Source organism: Psychrobacillus mangrovi (assembly GCF_037104765.1).
Classification (GTDB): Bacteria; Bacillota; Bacilli; order Bacillales_A; family Planococcaceae; genus Psychrobacillus; species Psychrobacillus mangrovi.
The window spans coordinates 59887-79319 of record NZ_JBAWSY010000002.1; the positions used below are offsets into that span (position 1 = coordinate 59887).

Consider the following 19433-nt stretch of genomic DNA (forward strand, 5'->3'; position numbering starts at 1 on the left):
CCTCACTCCATTAAACTAATATTCTTTAATAATTTCATAGCAAAGTTAACGTAAAGATTAACTCCTGTAGCTAAAACTGTATCATCGAAATGGAATTTAGGATGATGTAAATCATAGGATACTTCATGATCTTTTTTTATTCCTAAGCGAAAATACAAACTTGGTACCGCTTCGGAAAAGTACCCAAAATCATCAGCTCCCATGGAAGGGTCTTTTAATTTATATACTTTTTCCGCTCCAAGTAATTGTGTCGCCAATTCTTCAAACTCTTTTGTAATAAAACGATCATTTTCAATTGGTGGTGCACCTAAAATAAATTCTACCTTTACCTTTGCATCCCACTGAACTTCAGCAGCTTTACATACTTTTTCAATTTCTGTTCTTAGCTTTTTTCTCACATCTGGTTGTAATGCTCGAACTGTGCCTTCTAAAACCACCATATCCGCTACTACATTACTTGCTTCTCCCCCACTTATCTTTCCAACGTGAATAACCCTGGGATGCACGGGATTAAAGCTTTTGGCAGTAATCGTGTGGAGATTCTGTATCAGCTGTGCAGAAATCGCAATCGCATCCACTGCTTGATGAGGTCGAGCACTATGTCCACCCTGCCCTTTGATGACAATTTTAAAATCATCACAAGAAGCGGTTATACTTCCTTCTTTTATGCCAACTGCTCCGAATGGAACATACGGCCACACATGCAGCCCTACTACAGCCTCAATAGTTGGATTCATTAAAATTCCTTTTTCAATAAGGGCTAAAGCTGCTCCATCAGCCTCTTCACCTGGTTGAAAAATGCAACGAACTGTTCCTTTTAGAAGCTCTTTATGCTTATACAATTCATACACCGTTCCTAGTAATATTGCTGTATGGCCATCATGACCACAAGCATGCATCACATGATCTCTTTTCGAAATAAACTCAACATCCGATTCCTCTTTGATCGGTAAAGCATCAATGTCTGCTCTTAACCCGATTGCAGGACCTCTACTTGATCCTACAATATCTACAAATACGCCTGTATCACCAATAATTTGATAGGGGATTCCCCAGCCTTCCAACAAGCTTTGGATATATGCAGAAGTTTCAAATTCTTTGAAAGACAACTCTGGATATTGATGCAAAAATCTACGTATATTAACTATTTCATCACTTAGTTCAGTTAAAATTGGTTGATTCATTTGTAGCTTCCTTTTCTTTCTTATCTTTAAAGGCATTTTTATTAAAAATAATAAATAAAACGAATAATATGGTTAACCAGATTCCGCCTCGTATTAGAGTCATCAATGAACTGATGAAAGATCCATATAGAATCCCTACTATACTAATAAATCCCAATATAGGAAACAACGGAAATAACGGCTGCTTCCAAGATAATTTACTAATCTCTTCTTTACACTTAACTCGATATATAACCCCAGCAATCAGCGCAAGGAACCAAGAGAATAACCATGCAATTACTAACTGATTTGATAACTCAATATAAATAAAATCTGGATTGATTTGACCAATCAAAATTAATACAATAGTAGCCGCCCATATCACAATAATTGCGTTTACTGGTGTATAAGTTTTAGGATGAATAGTTCCCAAAAATTTTGGAAGCATTCCTTCTCGTGCCTGTTGATAGAAAATACGAGATGTAGCATAAATTGTTCCCATTAAAATAGTAGTTGCAGCAGCAATCCATGCAGCAGTATTCATGATAAACGCACCTGCTACTCCAAATACTTTTCCAGCGGCTACAGTAAATGGAGAACTTTCTATTGTAACTTGATTCCAAGGGATGATACCTTGTAGGACAAAATGTGCGAACGAATAAATCGCTATAAAAGTTATGCTTGACCAAATTAATCCTCTTGGTAAATCTCTTTCTGGATTAATTGCTTCTGCACCTGCGGTTACTAGTGTCAGTGCTCCTAAATAAGCATATGTTCCAAGCGGAATTGCTCCGAAGAATCCTTCTAAACCATGTGGCATAAACGGTGTAAAGTTATTAAAATCTACTTCTTTAAAACCAAGAATTGCAAATAAAACCATTACCCCTACTAATGCAAGGACTAAATATAACTGCGTACGAGCTGCTATCACTGTACCTAACATATTAATACCAGCAAATATAGTAATAAATAAAATAGCAAAGAAAGCTGGCCACCACTCACCTGTCAAATTAGGAAAGTACCACATAGTGATTTTTCCTAGAGCAAGACCTACACTCCCCCCTGCAATAATCCATCCAATAGCAAACGTAATACCAGCTAAGAAACCCCACGATTTACCCATAAATCTCTCTACCCACATGGACATAGCCCCGGCATTTGGCATTGCAACTGCCATTTCAGTTAACGCAATAATTAGAAACAACTGAGAAAAACCTGCGAGCATATACGATACTATAGAACTCGGTCCTGCAATCGCTATTCCTTGGCCCATCAATAAAAAGATTCCATCACCGACAACCGCTCCAACCCCTAAAGCCCAAATATGCCAAAACTTCAATGTTCTTTTAGGCTCTAAGTCTAACGTTAGTTTTTGACTCATTTCTTATCCCCCTAGTACTTTATAATTTTATTTGATAAGCTTCTTCAAAATTTTTGTATAAAATCATTTCCCCGATGTATCGCGCCTTTTCAGCACTCATATAATCTTTTTCCACCCAGCCATTTAATACACGTTCAAAACATTCGATGAACAGCTTAACTCCCATCCAATTCATTTCTGGAACAGTAAATGCATCGGAACCGTACATTACTTTGTCAAAAGGAGCCAACTCCAGAACTTGTGAAATAATTCGCTCCACCCCATGACCTGTAAATGGATTTTGCAAGGAGATATCCATATAAACATTTGGAAGAATACTAACAATAAAAGCTGCTTCTTCCATCCACGGATACCCTCCATGCACTAAATGAACCTTCGTATTTTTATACTTTTCTTTTCGAAGTGTATCTAGCAAGAAACTTGGGCTAGCTTTCGTCATGACAACTTCTCCATCGCCGATTCCCGTATGAATATGCATAAACTTATCCGCTTTTGTACACGCTTCCATCGCTATGTGAAAGCAGTAATCTCTAAATGCTTTAGCTGGAGAACGATCATTTTCCAGAAATTCTTGATATGCTTTTTCCGCATCTTCTTTGTTCATCTCTTGAACTTCAAGCCCGCTACGATACGCAATAATTGTTTTTAGACCAACTACTTCTTCCTTACTCAAATCCCGGGTCAATTGATTTTGATATTTTTCCATAAAATCGTCAAACGACAGATTTTGCTTTCCAAGAGAAGTCATTACTGGTTCAATTCGACTTATCTCCCAAACCTGTGTTCCGCAAAGTTTTTCAAACTCTTTTCGATTTAAAGGTGGTTGAGGATAACCAAAATCCATAATGGTTCCAACTAGATTTACATCTTCAAACAATTCTATTGAATAAGCGCTATAATCTTTTGCTTTTTTATTACGAATATCCACAATAGACTTCAGATCTTCTTCACATCCATAGTAGTTGGACATACTTCTAAGGAGTAGTTGAATCCACATATTTGACCCTGGATAAGGCTGGTGCTTCTCAATCCTATCAATGCTTGAAAACATTTCTGGAATAACAGAAAGAGATAACTTTCTTAAAAAACTAACCGGTGTTTCCAACTCTTTACTAGCCGAAAATGGGTGTGCATGTACATCCACTACTTTGATTCCACTTAAACTAACTTTTCCCACTAATATTTTCCTCCTTACTATTTACGAAAAAAATTTTGCGAAAAATATCTTTCTTCACTTAATAAAATTTGTAAAAAATACTGTACAACTAAATTATTAAGTATGATAGACTCGATTATAAGATTATTCAGAGTTTATAGACAACTAGTCGAAAGAAATTTTTCGGAGGTGACAAAAATTGAAACATCTCTCAACAAATATTGGTTTTGAAAAGATCGCTCCTTCCCTTTTTGAAGGGGTTATTATTGCGGATCTGGAGGGTTTTATAACATCGGTAAATAAAGCAGTTCTTGATTATTTTCCAAAACTAACAAAAAGTGATTTGATCGGAAAACCACTTAATTTCCTCATTCATTCGAAAGACTTAGATTTATTTATGGTAAACAAACAAGATATGCGAAATATCACAATTTCAATCGGTTTAAATCACTTACTTGCAAACTTTCGTTGCATAGACAAAGAAAATATATTAATTGTGTTTAAAAATATTACAGCTCTTCAAAACACTCTTAATGAATTAAACGAAGCAAATAATCAATTACGATTGTTCCATAACATTTTAGATAGGGTAGAAGAAGGTGTTTGTTTTATTGATAACAATCAAAAAATCGTTTTTTATAATAAAAAATTGGGAGAGTTAGATTCTAAAGAACCATCTGGTGTGAGAGAAGAACCTTATGAATCGGTGTTTAAAAAAGCAACATTTAAAGTCGATCCACTATTAAACTCTTTAGTGGAAGAAAGAAAAGTAATACAAAACGAATCTTTTTTTTCGAATAGTGGCAAGAAATACACGGTTAGTAATACAAGTGAGCCTCTTTTTTTGGGGAACAAAAAAATAGGTGCATTATCAATAGTTCGAGACTTTTCAAAAACCGATATGATAGTTAGTGACATGATACAAATGAAATTTGAAGAAAGCTATACGCAAGCTGTAAAAGAAATAGATCAAGAGATAATTACTCCCCCTTCCCTAACTAGTATAAATAAAACAATGCAAAAAATTTTTGGGGATATAGAAAGTGTTTCCAATTCGTCCTCAAATGTTCTAGTTTATGGAGAAAAAGGTGTAGGGAAAAATTTTATCGCTAGTCATATTACGAAAAATAGACCTTTCTTTAACTTGAATTGCGGAGCAATATCAAGTCCATTATTGGAAAAAACATTATTTGGAGATAGTAAATCCACTGGATTATTATTAGCACTAGCAAATGGGGGAACTATATTATTAGATGAGGTAAATGCTATTGATGTTTCATTGCAAGAAAAACTATTAAGAGTATTGCGTGATCATAAATTACTTGTAGATAATGGAACCTCAGAGGTACCAATTAACATTAGGTTTATCTCTTTAATGAACGAAAAACCCGAAATAGCGCTTAAAAACAATCACTTGTTAGAGGAAATGTTTTATATTTTGGCAGGAGTGTCTATGCGAGTTCCCTCCCTTCGTGAAAGAAAAGAGGATATCCCATTACTTATCGAACACTTCCTGAAAAAACAATTTATGCTCCATGAAAATTCCATTAGCATTTCGGAAGAAGCACTTGAAATCTTATTAAAATATAATTTCCCAGGTAATATAAGACAGCTAGAGTACATCATTGAAGGTGCCACTGCTCTATTGGGTAACGGCACAATAATAACTGCTGAACATTTGCCGGTTTATATACTAAAAGAACAATCTGCATTAGCAGTTGTTGATTCCACCATTACTTATAAACCTTCTTCCCTGTCGTTAACTGAGCAAGTAGAATCTTTTGAAAAAGAGATTATCGCTAACACACTTAAAAACACCAATTTCCATATTACAAATGCTGCTGAGAAGCTTGGTATTACACGACAAAGTTTAAATTATAAAATCAAAAAATACGAAATTACCATTATGCGAGGAGAGATTTAGAAATGAATCAAGAAGAGCTGCTCCAAAAAGATAAAGAGCTTATTTCGGAAGGCTTGAAGCTTCGTTTCCATCCAATTACAGTGAAAGAGGCAAAAGGTTGTTATATTACCGATACCAATGATCAACGATACCTTGATTTAACAGCTGGATGGGCAGTAGCAAACGTTGGCTATGGGAGAGAATCTATTGCAAAAGTTATTCATGATCAATATGTAAAACTCTCTTTTACGACACAATTAAGTGCTCCAAGCGAAACAATGATTCAATTAGCGGATAAACTGGTGGAGATTGTTCCAGGTAATTTTGAAAAGAAAGTATGGTTCGGACACTCCGGTTCTGATGCAAATGATTTAATTAGTAAGTTTCTTCCGGTCTCTACAGGTCGAAATAAGATGATTTCATTTATCGGTTCTTATCATGGGCAAACGATGGGTGCCTCTTCTCTTTCGGGGCATAGTGCACAGGCTAAATTTGAAGGGAAAGGAAATGTAGTAAAAATTCCTTACCCGAATGTATATAGACCTTTTAGTGGGATAAGTGATAACTTGACTGAACAAACAATGCATTTCTTAGAAGAAGTCTTTGCCACTATTTGCCCTGCTGAAGATACGGCAGGTGTTATTATTGAAGCGATTCAAAGTGATGGAGGAATTGTCCTTCCACCAGAACAATTTTTGAAGGAGCTGCGAGAAATCTGTGACCGTCATGGAATTTATTTGATAGTGGATGAGGTTAAAGTTGGTATGGGCCGAACAGGAAAATGGTTTTCTTTTGAACATACCGGAATTATTCCTGACGCAGTAGTGTTAGGTAAATCACTTGGGGCAGGACTGCCAATCAGCGCCGTAGTAGGGAGAAAAGAAATATTGGATACGGTTGCTGCCGGCCATATGTTTACAACGAGTGGAAATCCTATTTCTACCTCTGCAGCTATCGAAAACATTCGAATCATCAAAGAGGAAAACTTGATAGAAAACGCAGATAAACAAGGGAATCTGTTCTTAACTGGCCTACATAAGCTAAAAGAGAAATATGAGTGTATTGGAGACGTGCGAGGAAAAGGGCTTTCCATTGGTGTAGAAATTGTCACTGACCGAGACTCAAAAAAACCAGATGCCATAAAAACGGCAGCCCTTTGTTACCATTGCTATGAAATAGGCTTACTAATTTATAATGTAGGAATTTACGGAAATGTGTTAGAAATCACTCCACCGCTTTCTATAACTACCGATGAAGTGAACGAAGCACTAAGCTTTTTAGATCAAGCATTCCAAGACATTGAAAATGGAAACTTCCAATTAGAAAAACTGAAAGAATACGCCGGTTGGGGATGAATACCAATGTAAAGAATCTGTCCAAAGTCTAATCGAGACTCGGGCAGCTTCTTTTTTATTTGGTTAATTTTCTTTTATAAAGTTCAGAATACTATTTACGTTCCCATTCATTCACACGATAGAAGTGTTTGTTCCACTCTTCCTCTTTAACTTTGATGAACTCTTGCCAAATGGTCGTCCAATTCTTTCTGCCGATACAATATCCTTAGAGAGATGGTCTAGAGCTTCTTTCAAATTACGCGGAATCCATTCAACGCCTAGTGCTTCAAGTCCTGCTCGGATAAATATCCGGCATCTTTCTCTAATGGAGCTCCTGAACCTATTCTTTGTTGGATACCATGCAATTCTACAGCGATAAGTGTGCGGGAGATAAAAGGTATAGGTTACATGTGCTAGTTGCTCCACAGTATTCAAGTCTTCTTTCTCTTCGTGCTTCTAGAACACTCGCTAGAACGGATCTATTTCGCCATAGCACATATGTGCAGATGCACATAGACCCGAAACTAACGGAACCAATAATAAAAATTCAAAGAATACACTTGCTGGGGATAAACAGTAGAATGTATGACAGGAGTGTTACTGGTGCCTGGCACCAGTAACACTCCTGTAACATTTAATCAAATCTTTATAATTTTAGGAAGCTTTTTGAGTGTTTGTGGATACTGATTTTTTCCAAATGAGATTAGCCCATTCTGGGTGATCGATAAATGGATTGCGATTCCCTTGCCATTTTTGGATGACCTTGTTTCTATTTCTCTCGAATTCATCTACCGGATCTGACTCATTCCACTCTAATAAAACGGACAGCTTGCCATGAAATGGAACACTTCCATTGTCTACCTTATCGTTTAACTCTAGGTCCACTTTATCGCCTTGTTCATAACGTGTTGCCATATAGAATAAAATACGCGCAACGTCACCCTTTACTCGATCAGGTGGTTCGAATGAATTGGAATCCTTATAACATCCATTACAACCACTAACAGGACTTCCTCCAATATCAAAATCTAAGTTTCCTCTAGAACTATTCACTTGTACGTCTGTTGGGCGTAAATGGTGGATATCCGTTCCTGGACCCATACTTGTTCCAAAACCTCCGTGTGATTGGGCCCAAGTATGTTCTCGGTTCCACTGACCAACATTACCACCATTACTATTTTTAGAACGTGAGATTCCGGAGTAAAACAAAATGACATTGTTTGGATTTTGAGGGTCCTCATCAGTTTCACGAAGTGCTTCCCATGCTTTATCATAAGATAGCTGAGTATGGTCATCTATAATCTCATGAAGTGCTGCTTTTAAAGATAGCCCTTCTTTACCGAATGCATCTTTATAATATATATCAAGTGGTGTTTCTCCTTGTGAATCCGTTTTAAATGTTACTGTAAAGCTCAATGTAGAAGTATTTTTCCCATCACTTGCAGTAACCCCTACAATGTGGCTGCCTTCTGCAAGATTTAGTTTTAACGTATTATTGTCTATTGTTCCTTTTGTAGAAGTATAAGTTAGAACGTCATTTTCTGGATCCGAGAAATGGTCTGTTAGCAAAATCGCTAAAGTTTCTCCCGTTTTAACGTTTGAGTTAGGGATGATTTTTTTTACGATAGGTGCTTTATTCTCACCGGGCAAAGAAGGAACCACAATTGGTTCCCCTTTTACATTTGTAAATAAAACTGTTCCTGCACTCGCTTCGTTTAAATATTCAATTTCTTGAATATTTTCTGCTCCACGGATTTCCTTAACATTTTTACCATCGATAATAACTTTTTGTACTTTCGTTCCTTTAAAATCAACGATAGCTCCAGCTTGAGAAGGCTTTAATGTTACATTTGTATTTTCAAACCCCACTCCTGTAAATTCTGCATAAGCTGCACCATTAAAGATTATGCCCTCTGTAATCTGTGAATCTCCATCCAGTGCAATAGACACACTTGGTTTACCTATAATTATTTTTTTTGTATGAAGCTTCTTAAAGTTATATGTTTTTTCAGCTGTAATTGGAGTTACAACTTCGTCATCAGCTAATAAATCAATTTGTACCATTACCGGATCATGGTCACTTGCTCGACCAGCCATATCTGTAAAGTCTGCATTTATATGAAGAATATCAATTTTAGTTTTATTTTCTAAATTCTTCGTAACTAAAATATGATCTAATACTTGTGAGTTACCTTGATACAGATACGTGTAACGATCAGAAGTTTCCACTTTATTAATCAAATTCGTCATTAAAGCACCTTCATGAATCTTAAGTGATTCTGAGAATTGGTAATCATTAAAGTCACCTAGCGAAACAATATTTGCATCAGGATTTTTAGTTTTAATATCTTCTACAAAGTTATAAACGACATTCGCAATTTTATGACGTTGTATTTCACTATCGTAAATTGGCGGTTGAATTGCTCCAAATAAAGGAGTATCGCCAGATTTAGAGTTCCAGTGGTTAGCAATAACGATTACACTCTCACCTTTGAAGTCAAATTGAGCGGCTAAAGGTTTACGACTGCTTATGAAAGCCTCATTAGTAGGATCAATACGACCTGGATTATGCGTTAACTTACCATTTTCGTAACCAACCGCAGTAGTAGCAGTTCCCGCAGAAATACCTTCAGTAAGTTTTACACGTTCTGGATTGTAAAGGAACCCAACACGAATATTTGCATTTGGTGCTCCGCCGTCTTGATTGTTGACTGGGTCGATGTTTACATACTTGTAGTCGACACCGCCAGCAGCTTTAATAGCAGCTATTAATCTTTCATAACTTTGATTCGCTTTTGAGTCACCAGAGCCCTCTCCGTTATTATCTTGAACTTCCGTTACCCCAATAATATCAGGATTTTTCATATCTTGAGCAAAAGCTCTTGCTAGTTTATTCGCTTTATCGTTTGAAGTTTCGCTCGTGTTATTCGAGAAGTTCTCTAAGTTATAAGAAGCAATCGTTAATTTATCTTCTGCTTTTTCAATTGTTGTTCTTTCAGGTGTTGAAGAACCTTTTGTATAAGCTTTTTTCATTTCGTCTAAAGATGCATAGATTTTAAAGTTTTGAAACGAATAACCAACAATACCCGTAATCGGCCCTTTAAATTTATCTCCAGTTGCTACTTCAAAATCACGCCCAGGTCCATTTGGTTCTAATCGGAATTGTATGCGATTTGGATTTTGGTTCCCCTCTTCATACAATACCCCGCCGTGTAGTGAATTTGTTGGAGCATTTTCTAGTACGGTAATCAAGTCGCCATGCTCTTGAGGAGCAACAGCTTTCACATTACCAACCTCTACTCGCATTCCTTCAATACTTTCCCAGAAATCAATTGCATCAACAGTTGGATTGAAAACGGAAAGATTATCGCTATCAATTTTCTCTAATGACATTTTTGCTTCATCGATAATGATTGTAGCTGGTAATGCTAAACCACTTTTTTTCACTACAACTTTACCACCTTGATCATTACGAACGTTGATTTGTGTTGTCTTTAAATCAGTCTCTTGACGATCTGAATAACCATCATATGCATATTCATCAACTTTACCTGTTACAGATACTAAATCTCCAACCTGAATAGGCCAAGCACTATTTCCACTGTAAAGTAAAATTGCTTCAGAAGTGTTTGGATTATTATCTGCAAATTCATCAGGAGTTTGAATCGTATAATAATTTGCGTTTCCTAATTTAAATGAATAGGTAACGATTCCCTCAATTCCCTCAACTGTTTGATCATCGAATTGTGAAGTATGCCCTTCTCCTTGAATATCGTGGATTTCCAATTTACCAGTAACTGTGTAGTTAAATGTGGACACCTCACTTAAAGTACCGTCTTGCCCTTTTACGATCGCCTTCAGTGTTTTGCTTTCTTTAATTTCAATTGGATTAACATATTTAGTACTAGCAACTGTTGGTTCAGTGTCATCCAATGTGTAATAAATTTCTGCATTAGCAGTAGAAGTTGATAAAGTCACAGTAGTTCCACCAATATATGTCCCACTTCCTGGTGTTGCAACCGCTTGTTTTAATGAGGAACTGTCTACTATAATATCTTGAATCGAACGAGGAATAATTTGATATGCTGTATCAAATTGCTGCACGATCCCTATAATTGATTCATACGTATTTCCAACTTTTAATCCTAAATCTCCTCTTTCATCACGAATAACAAAATTTACAGTTCCATCGGTAGCAGTATAGTTATTATTAGAATCTACAGCAGTTAATGTAACATTTTTTGCCTGAACTAGAAGTGATTCATTTTCTTCATTCATATCTGCACCTGTTACAACTTTTGGTGCTGGTACGCCAACATTACCTTTATTTTCAACTACTGTTGCACTGTCTAATTGCAGCAACCCACGAAATTCTGCTAATGTACCAGAAAGAGTTACTTCTTCCCCTGCTTTTATTGTGAGACTTGTAGGACGTACAGCAATTCCTCCTGTAGCATCTTGTACAGAAATAGAATTTTTCAAATTAGCAGCCACAATTCCTTTAATTGTAACTTTTGAACCTAATGTAGTTTTGCGAGCATCTGCAATTGAAAGGACATTTGATTCACCAATCACAGTATAAGTAAATTCTGCTTTAGGACTATTTTCGAATCCCTCTTTTACCGCAATAGCTTTAATTGTCATGTTTTTATCGATGACAATTGGAGCCTCATATTCTTTACTTGAAGTAGTAGGCTCTGTTCCATCAGTAGTATAGTAGATCACAGCCCCCTCGGTTTTTGTAGATAATGTAATTTCAGTTCCTGCTGCAACACTAGAAGCAGGAATTGATGGTGTAACTGCTTCAACTTTGTTTTCACCTGGAATTGTTCCCCCGGTATCCATTGTGTGAGTACCTAAATTCGAAGAAATATCTTTTGCAAATGATGTCCATTCAGCCGATGCCGAAAAGGAATCATTTATTATTTTATCGCCACTTGTAATGTTGCTATTTCGAACTAATGTAGTATCTGTTCCATAATTGCCTCTTTGTCCAACTTGACCAAAGGAATCGACTACTGCACCTGATTTTCTTAATACAAGAGCATCATCACCATTAAAATTTATAACGCTAACATTTTCTAAATTTCCTTTGCTTTTAATATCTGTATTTGCATCATTGTGATAAAGAACATATGTCTTGTCATTATCCAATGCACCTGATAATTTTAATGTAGCGGTAGCTGCAGTAGCACCATTTGCATAAAGCTCAAGTGAATAATCGCTTAAGTTAATAGATTTACCTGTGCCATTATAAAGTTCAATAGCTTTATTAAAACCACTTCCCTCAATATACTCTGAAATAATTAAATCTGAAGCATTAGTTGCAGCAACTGTAGTTGATGGAAACACTGGTAAGACTAGACTCACTATTAAACTAGCAGATAAAAAAGCATTTAAGGGTTTTTTCCAAGTACTTTTCCTCATCTATATAATTCTCCTTTTATATTAACGATTTTTGTAATCAATATAGAAAGCCTCCTAGAAGGCTTTGTATAGAATCTATAGAATCATTTCCCCATCTACTGTTAAACTTTCTAAGTCAAAATTTATTCCTTCTATCCCTGATAGGTCTACATTTCCAGTAACCTTTACGTTTGAAATAGATAATGTTTCTTTTGGAGTACCAATTAATATTAAATTACCTTTTATAACTGCATTTTCTAGTTTCTCCGCATCTGTAACAATTACGGTAACGTCACCCTCATAAACCTTTGGTGTTTCTACTGTTCCTGAGAAATCTTCCGCAGCAATAGGTTCTTTCACTCGATCTTTAACATCTACAATTCTTCCTTCAATTTTAGTAGGTATTTTTTCTAAAGACTTTAAATGATCTCTAAAGTTTTCCCAATCGGAAAGGCCAAGGTCATTTACTTTACCAGCATCGTAGAGTTTTTTGAAAACTGTGTAATTGTCTCCACCTTGTGCTGTAAAGTAGTTAGTTGCAACTGTGTAAGTTTCATTATCTTGAATTTCAACATATTCACCTTTACCTTTTTCATAAGAAATTGACACTACGCGTTCCCCTTTTGGCTTAGAGGAATCAAATTCTACTTTTGCTCCAGCAACATGTAAGAAGCCACCATTTTCTAATGGGTATACACCAAAACTAGTTTCAAATGCTTGTTTTAATTCAGCACCCGTAATCCCCATTGTTGATAAAGTATTTCCAAAAGGTAAAACTGTGATTACTTCACCAACAGTTATTGGACCTACTCCAATCTCTGAACGAATTCCTCCACCGTTTTGGAACGCCATGATAACCTTAGGATTAATTGATTTAGCTTTTGCCAACATACCATCTGCTATAAGATTTCCTAATATTGTTTCATTTTTACGCACACTTGGTTTTGTATTGTCCCCATTTGTACGAGGATTTTCTAGCACTACATCTGTAGACACTCCTATCTCGGTTTTAGCTATCTCATCCACTCTTGGTTTGTATTTGCCAAGAATTGTTTTAGCTTCAGGGTCCTCTGCTAGTTTTCCAACCTCAATCAACTTTCCGTCTTGTCCAACAATTTTACCCTTTTTATCAAACTCTATATTTAGCGTTCCTAGGTAATCCCCTTGAGAAGATGCTTGAACGATAATTGTTTTGTCCTTCGCTACTCCCTTTTCATCCTTATCTATAATTACAGGAGCATCTAGTTTTGTATGACTATGTCCACCAATAATGACATCAATTCCATCAACATAAGCAGCCAATGATAGATCATTATCCACTTCAGGATTGTCATCGTATCCAATATGAGTCACAGCTACAATTTTGTTCACTCCCATTTTTTCAAATGCTTTAACTGCTTTTTCTGCTTCTTCCATATAGTTTGAAAAAGTTACTTTCCCTGGACTTGAAAGACCTTTTGTTTCAGCAGTGGTTAACCCGAAGAAACCAACTTTTTGCCCATTAATTTCTTTCACAATTCCATTATAAATTTCCCCATCTTTTGGCTTACTTGAGATCAAATCACTGAATAATCCTTTGAATTTATCATCTGCTGAAAAATCTGCATTTGCACTAACAAAAGGGAACTTAGCACCTTTAATGAATTCTGCTAATGCTTGATGTCCTTCTGGAGTAGAGCCAAGATCGAACTCGTGGTTACCAAATGTCATCAAGTCATAGCCTGCTAGATTCATTAACTCTAAATCTGCTTGACCCTTATACTCGTTAAAATAAAGTGTTCCGGAGAAAACATCTCCAGCATCTATAAGAAGAGCATTCGGTTTTTGCTTACGAAATTCTTTAATCGCTGTAATTCGTTTAGTAGCAGTTTCCACTTTTGCATGGGTATCGTTAGTATGCATCAATGACAATTCAAATGTTGTATTGTTACCACCACCATTATTTCCTCCACCATTGTTATTCCCACCGTTATTGCTTCCACCGTTATTACTCCCACCATTATTGCTTCCGCCATTGTTACTTCCACCATTGTTGTCTTTAGCAACCTTCAAGCCTGCTCTTGCCTGGTCCACCAATTGTTCTAACGTGGTATTTGCATAGCCAACATTTGTAGAAGTTAATAGGGTTGTAGCAAGAACTGTGGCGATTACAGACTTTTTAATCGTATTTTTTTTCATAGTTTCCCTCCTACTGGTATTTGTAAATTTTATTCATAGAAATTTAAATTAGTACAGAACCTCTTAAAGATAATTATTTTAAATATTAAGTACAATCTGAAAATTGTTAAAAGTAAGTAAACTAATATTTACAATTGTATAAACTATAAGAACTTTAAAGTAAAAATCACATAAAAAAGTGCTACTCTACTGGATTTTTATCCAAAGAATAGCACTTTTCATTGTTAATAATTATTTACAAACGCTTCATAACCAAAATAGACAGATAGCAGAGATAACGCAGCAAAAACTAAATACTCTATCTTTCCCCCAGTTTTAGTCGTAAGTGGGAAACGAATCGTTACTTTCAAAGGAAACAATAGTTTGATCCCATTTTTAGTTGCCATGTCCAAAATATAATGACTAACCATCCCAACTAGTATCCCTACTGTCACCGACTCGTTTTTCAAGAATGTTGTTAATAAAACCTCGATTAGAAATAAAAATAACAAACTATGCGTAAAAGATCGATGCCCAAAGATTGTATTAATAACCTTTGAAACTATCGGAAGCTTCCGACCGATGGTGCTCCCTCCATGGCAAATATCCGGTATTAGTGCCCCTACGACACCTGCCCCCAGCAAAATAACCGGATCATAATGGGAGACTTGTGCAAAAGCAAGACTTGCTGCTATACCGCCTACGATGTGTGTGTTTCCTGTCATGCTTGTAATTCTCCTTTAGTCAATAATTCAATTATCACTTTACACTATGTATACAAACGAAATAAAGAGCCATCGAACCTATATTCGATAACTCTTTCTTCATTCTATTTAACTTTAAAATTTACCAAAACTGTCTTTTGAAGTGCTCCGCCAGATTTATCTGTGAGTTTATTTGTGATCATCAACTGATATGCACCAGGCTTATACCCCTGTTTAGGCGGCGAAATAAGGATTTGCTTATTATCTATTGATACTTCTATCCCAACCGGTACTAGCTTAGTGTCATCCTTAACTACATAAACAGCTTCTTTTACACTTGCAGGATTTATTCCTTTAGTTAAAGTTACCGTCCACATTTTGTCTGCTGCCACTAATTCCGGTTTATCTATTTTGTTTCCCCATTCACCTGTGTGATTGGGAAAAGGACCATTAACGGGAATTGAATAGTTTAATAAAAATTGATCAGCCAATACCTTATAACCCGCTTCATTTGGATGAATGTCTTTTGGATTTTCCAAATAAGAGGCACCGTTTTTATCAAAGGCTGAAGCTACCTCCACGAAATGGACTCCCTCATTTTTAGCTAGAGTTGCCAAGCGATTATTTACAATACTAAAAGCAAGTTGTATCTGTTTTTTTGACTCTGTATTTTTCAAATGAGGAAGAGGAAAATAATAACCAAACAAATAAATATCTGCTTCTGGATTTAAAGCTTTCACCTGTTGAATCGCAGTAGTCATATTACCAGCGACCTTATTTAAAAGTGCTGTTGCTTTTGTAAGATCTGTATTGATACTTTCATCATTTGGATTATACATTTCATCAATAAAATCATTCGCTCCACTAATGATCGTAATGAGCTCTGCATTTTTTAATGATTGCTGCACATCCCCACGCTTTAACGTCTCCAACAAACCAACGCTCGTTTCACCAGAAGTCGCATATTCCTTTGTAAAAGAACCTAGCATATTTTCCTTTGCAATAGCTTCACTAATCATATCCGTAAAACCCCTGCCAACTTTGTCTCCATAAGGCGTATGGCCAGAAGCCAACGAATCCCCTAAAGCAACATAATCAATTTTGGCATTCTCCGCCTGTACAATCGGAGCTCCCAAACTAAACAAGAAAAACATAAAAGCCACCAAAAACAGCAAACACTTTCTCAATGCACAATCCCCTTCCCATCCATTTTCTTCATTTTACCCCACGCAAATCCACATTCCAATATCACTTTAAAGTTTTAAATTTGTTGTTCTGTTGCTTAGTGTTACAAGTATGTTACTGGTGCCAGGCACCAGTTACATACTTGTAACTTTTCCTTCCAACGCAAAAAAGCGACCGAAGTATATATACTCTAGTCGCACGTCCTTATATCTCTTTTCTAATCTCTATCTATTACACTTTAACATTCTCATTTTTATAGGAGATATTTTTTAGTGGTAGATCTTTTTTAAAACGAAAAGTATCGTGAGTTCTTCTTAATAGGATTGTTACCTATGTATTTTTTTAATCACGATGGATCGTGCGGTAGGTATCAATCGTGGCGTGAAGCCTCTGTTTTTGTTTTAATAGTACATTTTTAGAAACATTAACGATATAAGTTTCGCCATTACTAAAGGTTATTTTTGATTTTCCTTTTCCAAGGGATTCAACTTCAAAATGATGATTAAAGATCCAAATACACTCCAGGTTTTTGGATGACATTGTTGGGAATGCCCCTACGCCATTTGGATCAATAAGAAGTGGTGTTTTAACAAAATAATTCATCAACATTTTAATCGCTTGAATTCGTCCCTCTAGAGTAGATGCATATTGAATGCACGCATTTCCCAATAGTTGTTGAACTGATAATGGTGAATAATAAATTCCATGTGTCTTAATGATTTTTGCTTTGTGTTCACCTGTAAATACGGATGCAAGTAATAACGTGTCTTTGTTTATAAAGAAACATTTCTTCAATAAAATCCTCCTTTTCCTCCTATAGTAATATCCTACCAAATAACCATATGCTTGTATAGTCTAATTATACTGAAAATATGTAATAGTTTGAATTATTAATATATATTAGGTATGTCTTCCAATATAAAACAATTAGTTTGAATGTCATATACATAGTGTTTTCTCTAATCAAACGTTCTTTTTACCAATTAGATATATATTCCAATAGCAATTATGCTATTGCTACCTAGGAATAAACGAATCGTGCACGACTCCAAAGGAACGTCCATTGAACACGTTTGAAGACACATTAAATCAGTACGAGCCTATGATTTCTTCCTGCATTAGAAAATTAAATATCTACAAAAACCACGAATTATACAGACAAGCTGGGAGAATCGCTTTATGGAGGGCATGGGTAAAATTCGAAGCGGAAAAAGGTGAATTTGCTCCGTATGCATACCGCTGCATATACGGATCCATGCTTGATGAATTAAAAAAAGAAAAACATGAGGAGGAAACAATTAACCCCATAGAAGATGAAAAGCTATCCTTTCTTCTAGAGCAAGCATTAGTAAAAAGCATCCAAAATGAAGACCTGAGTCTCGCACTCGAGACCCTAACAACAAACGAACGCGAATTAATCCTCTGGATTTTCGTCGAAGGCATCTCCCTTCAACAAGCAGCTACACGAGCAGGGATCACCATTCCAGGGATTAAGAAAAGACGTGAGCGGATGTTGAATAAATTGAGAAATTCATTAAAAGTGAAAAAATAATAAGGAAAGTCACCTTAGAGTTGGATTGAATTTTGCTATTAAGGGGGAGCATACGATAATTCTATATAGACTTCCGATATGTGTAAATAAACTTGCGAATAGAACTTGACCTTCCGATACGATAAAAAGCCCCCTGTAAATGTGGATTCTACAGGGGGCGCTTGTATATTTAGGTTACTTTGTCGCGTTCCTTGATTTGTCGCGTACGAGGTGTAAGAGGTCTTGTTCAGCCATTTTTATCCATAAATATTAATAATCATAAACGACTACTACACTAGTGGATTTTTTTCCAACACACCTTTAAGCCTGGTAAGTATATTTGCTTATTTCATCATCTTCATAACCTAGCTCTTTTAAAATTCCTTTTGTATGCTCTCCTACGGTTGGAATTGGATTCATGACTGTCTCTATCTCATCAAAAGTTACAGGTGGTATCAATGCTTTTAATTTTCCAACTGGAGATTCTACCTCTCTCCAACGATTACGCGCTTCTAGTTGAGGATGATCGATTAAATCGTTTACCTTATTTAATCGTGCATTCGCTATTTTCTCTTTTTCCAGAAGGTTTATGATTTGATTGGGCTCCATCTTTTGAAAAACACTTTCAATTATAGCTTTCAATGAATCTTTATTTGCTACACGGTTAGAATTATTGTTAAAGCGGGAATCTATTGCTAGGTCAGGATTAACCAGTACATTTTCGCAAAACCGAACCCACTCTCTTTCATTTTGTATGCCCATAAAGACTAACTTTTGCTCACCTGCCTTGAAAGGACCATAAGGATAGATAGTAGCATGACTGGCACCTGTTCGTTTTGGTTCATTTTCTCCGTATCCAGAATAATACATAGGATAGCCCATCCATTCTGCTAATGCCTCTAACATCGATACTTCTAAAATTGCTCCTTTACCCGTTTTGTAACGAGCAATAATAGCTGTTAAGATACCAGTATATGCATACATACCAGCTGCAATATCGGCAATTGAGATACCTGATTTAGACGGGGTATCTTCTGTACCGGTTACAGAAACGAGGCCAGCCTCGCATTGAATTAGCAAATCATAAGCTTTTTTGTTCATATAAGGACCGTAACTTCCGTATCCAGATATTCCACAAATAATAAGCTTTGGAAACTTTTCTTTTAACTCTGTAGCACTAAAACCAAGACGATCTACAGCACCAGGTGCTAAATTGTGAATGAAAACATCTGCTTTTGACAGTAGTTTTTCTAAAACTATTTTCGCTTCATCTTGTTTTAAGTCAAGTGCAATAGATTCTTTTGAACGATTTGCCCATACGAAGTGACTGGCCATTCCTTTAACTGTTTTATCATAGTTACGAGCAAAATCACCTGTTCCTGGTCTCTCCACTTTTATAACACGTGCACCTAAGTCTGCTAGCTGTCTTGTAGCAAATGGTGCAGCAACGGCTTGCTCTAATGATACAACGGTTATACCTTGTAACGGCAACATATACATTCCTCCTTACATT

Annotated in this window: 12 protein-coding genes; 3 read left to right on the forward strand and 9 right to left on the reverse strand. The window is 36.1% G+C overall.

Annotation, left to right across the window (positions count from 1 at the left end; all coding sequences use genetic code 11):
* Window positions 1–2 precede the first annotated feature (2 nt).
* The 3 genes from WAX74_RS03465 to WAX74_RS03475 are packed head-to-tail and all read right to left on the reverse strand — an operon-like array spanning window position 3 to window position 3721.
* Window positions 3–1184: a M20 metallopeptidase family protein gene (locus tag WAX74_RS03465; protein ID WP_336496269.1), complete on the reverse strand. Its 1182-nt coding sequence runs from the start codon at window positions 1182–1184 to the stop codon at window positions 3–5.
* Entirely contained in the window at window positions 1162–2544 is a 1383-nt protein-coding gene (locus WAX74_RS03470; protein ID WP_336496270.1) for an APC family permease, read from the reverse strand. The genes WAX74_RS03465 and WAX74_RS03470 overlap by 23 nt, the downstream gene beginning before the upstream one ends.
* Before the next feature lie 19 nt (window positions 2545–2563).
* Complete coding sequence (locus WAX74_RS03475) at window positions 2564–3721, reverse strand: amidohydrolase family protein (protein ID WP_336496271.1); 1158 nt, start codon at window positions 3719–3721, stop codon at window positions 2564–2566.
* 178 nt (window positions 3722–3899) lie between these two features.
* Between WAX74_RS03475 and WAX74_RS03480 the strand changes: the two genes are divergently transcribed.
* A complete protein-coding gene (locus tag WAX74_RS03480) occupies window positions 3900–5624 on the forward strand; it encodes a sigma 54-interacting transcriptional regulator (RefSeq protein ID WP_336496272.1) in 1725 nt (574 codons plus the stop codon).
* A 2-nt stretch (window positions 5625–5626) separates the two neighbouring features.
* Complete coding sequence (locus WAX74_RS03485; protein ID WP_336496273.1) at window positions 5627–6958, forward strand: aspartate aminotransferase family protein; 1332 nt, start codon at window positions 5627–5629, stop codon at window positions 6956–6958.
* Between the two features lie 633 nt (window positions 6959–7591).
* Here WAX74_RS03485 and WAX74_RS03490 read toward each other — a convergent pair.
* The 5 genes from WAX74_RS03490 to WAX74_RS03510 all read right to left on the reverse strand — a co-directional run bounded on the left by WAX74_RS03490 (window position 7592) and on the right by WAX74_RS03510 (window position 17184).
* A complete protein-coding gene (locus WAX74_RS03490; protein WP_336496274.1) occupies window positions 7592–12364 on the reverse strand; it encodes an endonuclease in 4773 nt (1590 codons plus the stop codon).
* Window positions 12365–12439: 75 nt separating this feature from the next.
* A complete protein-coding gene (locus WAX74_RS03495) occupies window positions 12440–14521 on the reverse strand; it encodes a bifunctional metallophosphatase/5'-nucleotidase (RefSeq protein ID WP_336496275.1) in 2082 nt (693 codons plus the stop codon).
* A gap of 224 nt (window positions 14522–14745) precedes the next feature.
* Window positions 14746–15225 carry a metal-dependent hydrolase gene (locus tag WAX74_RS03500; RefSeq protein ID WP_336496276.1) on the reverse strand — a complete coding sequence of 160 codons (480 nt, stop codon included), beginning with the start codon at window positions 15223–15225 and terminating at the stop codon, window positions 14746–14748.
* 104 nt (window positions 15226–15329) lie between these two features.
* The gene (locus WAX74_RS03505) at window positions 15330–16391 is read right to left on the reverse strand and encodes a GDSL-type esterase/lipase family protein (protein ID WP_336496277.1); all 1062 of its coding nucleotides are present in this window, start codon (window positions 16389–16391) and stop codon (window positions 15330–15332) included.
* A gap of 340 nt (window positions 16392–16731) precedes the next feature.
* The gene (locus WAX74_RS03510; RefSeq protein WP_336496278.1) at window positions 16732–17184 is read right to left on the reverse strand and encodes a competence protein ComK; all 453 of its coding nucleotides are present in this window, start codon (window positions 17182–17184) and stop codon (window positions 16732–16734) included.
* A gap of 268 nt (window positions 17185–17452) precedes the next feature.
* Here WAX74_RS03510 and WAX74_RS03515 point away from each other — a divergent pair, with 268 nt between their 5' ends.
* Window positions 17453–17941, forward strand: coding sequence for a sigma-70 family RNA polymerase sigma factor (locus WAX74_RS03515; RefSeq protein WP_336496279.1), 489 nt, complete (start codon window positions 17453–17455; stop codon window positions 17939–17941).
* 300 nt (window positions 17942–18241) lie between these two features.
* Here WAX74_RS03515 and WAX74_RS03520 read toward each other — a convergent pair whose 3' ends face one another.
* Window positions 18242–19414, reverse strand: a complete 1173-nt coding sequence (locus tag WAX74_RS03520; RefSeq protein WP_336496280.1) for a CaiB/BaiF CoA transferase family protein — start codon at window positions 19412–19414, stop codon at window positions 18242–18244.
* Window positions 19415–19433: the final 19 nt, after the last annotated feature.

Excerpts from the sequence above, each read along its gene's own strand:
- WAX74_RS03465 (WP_336496269.1), bottom strand. The coding sequence starts at position 1,184 with ATGAATCAACCAATTTTAACTGAACTAAGTGATGAAATAGTTAATATA.
- WAX74_RS03470 (WP_336496270.1), bottom strand. The coding sequence starts at position 2,544 with ATGAGTCAAAAACTAACGTTAGACTTAGAGCCTAAAAGAACATTGAAG.
- WAX74_RS03485 (WP_336496273.1), top strand. The coding sequence starts at position 5,627 with ATGAATCAAGAAGAGCTGCTCCAAAAAGATAAAGAGCTTATTTCGGAA.
- WAX74_RS03490 (WP_336496274.1), bottom strand. The coding sequence starts at position 12,364 with ATGAGGAAAAGTACTTGGAAAAAACCCTTAAATGCTTTTTTATCTGCT.
- WAX74_RS03495 (WP_336496275.1), bottom strand. The coding sequence starts at position 14,521 with ATGAAAAAAAATACGATTAAAAAGTCTGTAATCGCCACAGTTCTTGCT.
- WAX74_RS03500 (WP_336496276.1), bottom strand. The coding sequence starts at position 15,225 with ATGACAGGAAACACACACATCGTAGGCGGTATAGCAGCAAGTCTTGCT.
- WAX74_RS03520 (WP_336496280.1), bottom strand. The coding sequence starts at position 19,414 with ATGTTGCCGTTACAAGGTATAACCGTTGTATCATTAGAGCAAGCCGTT.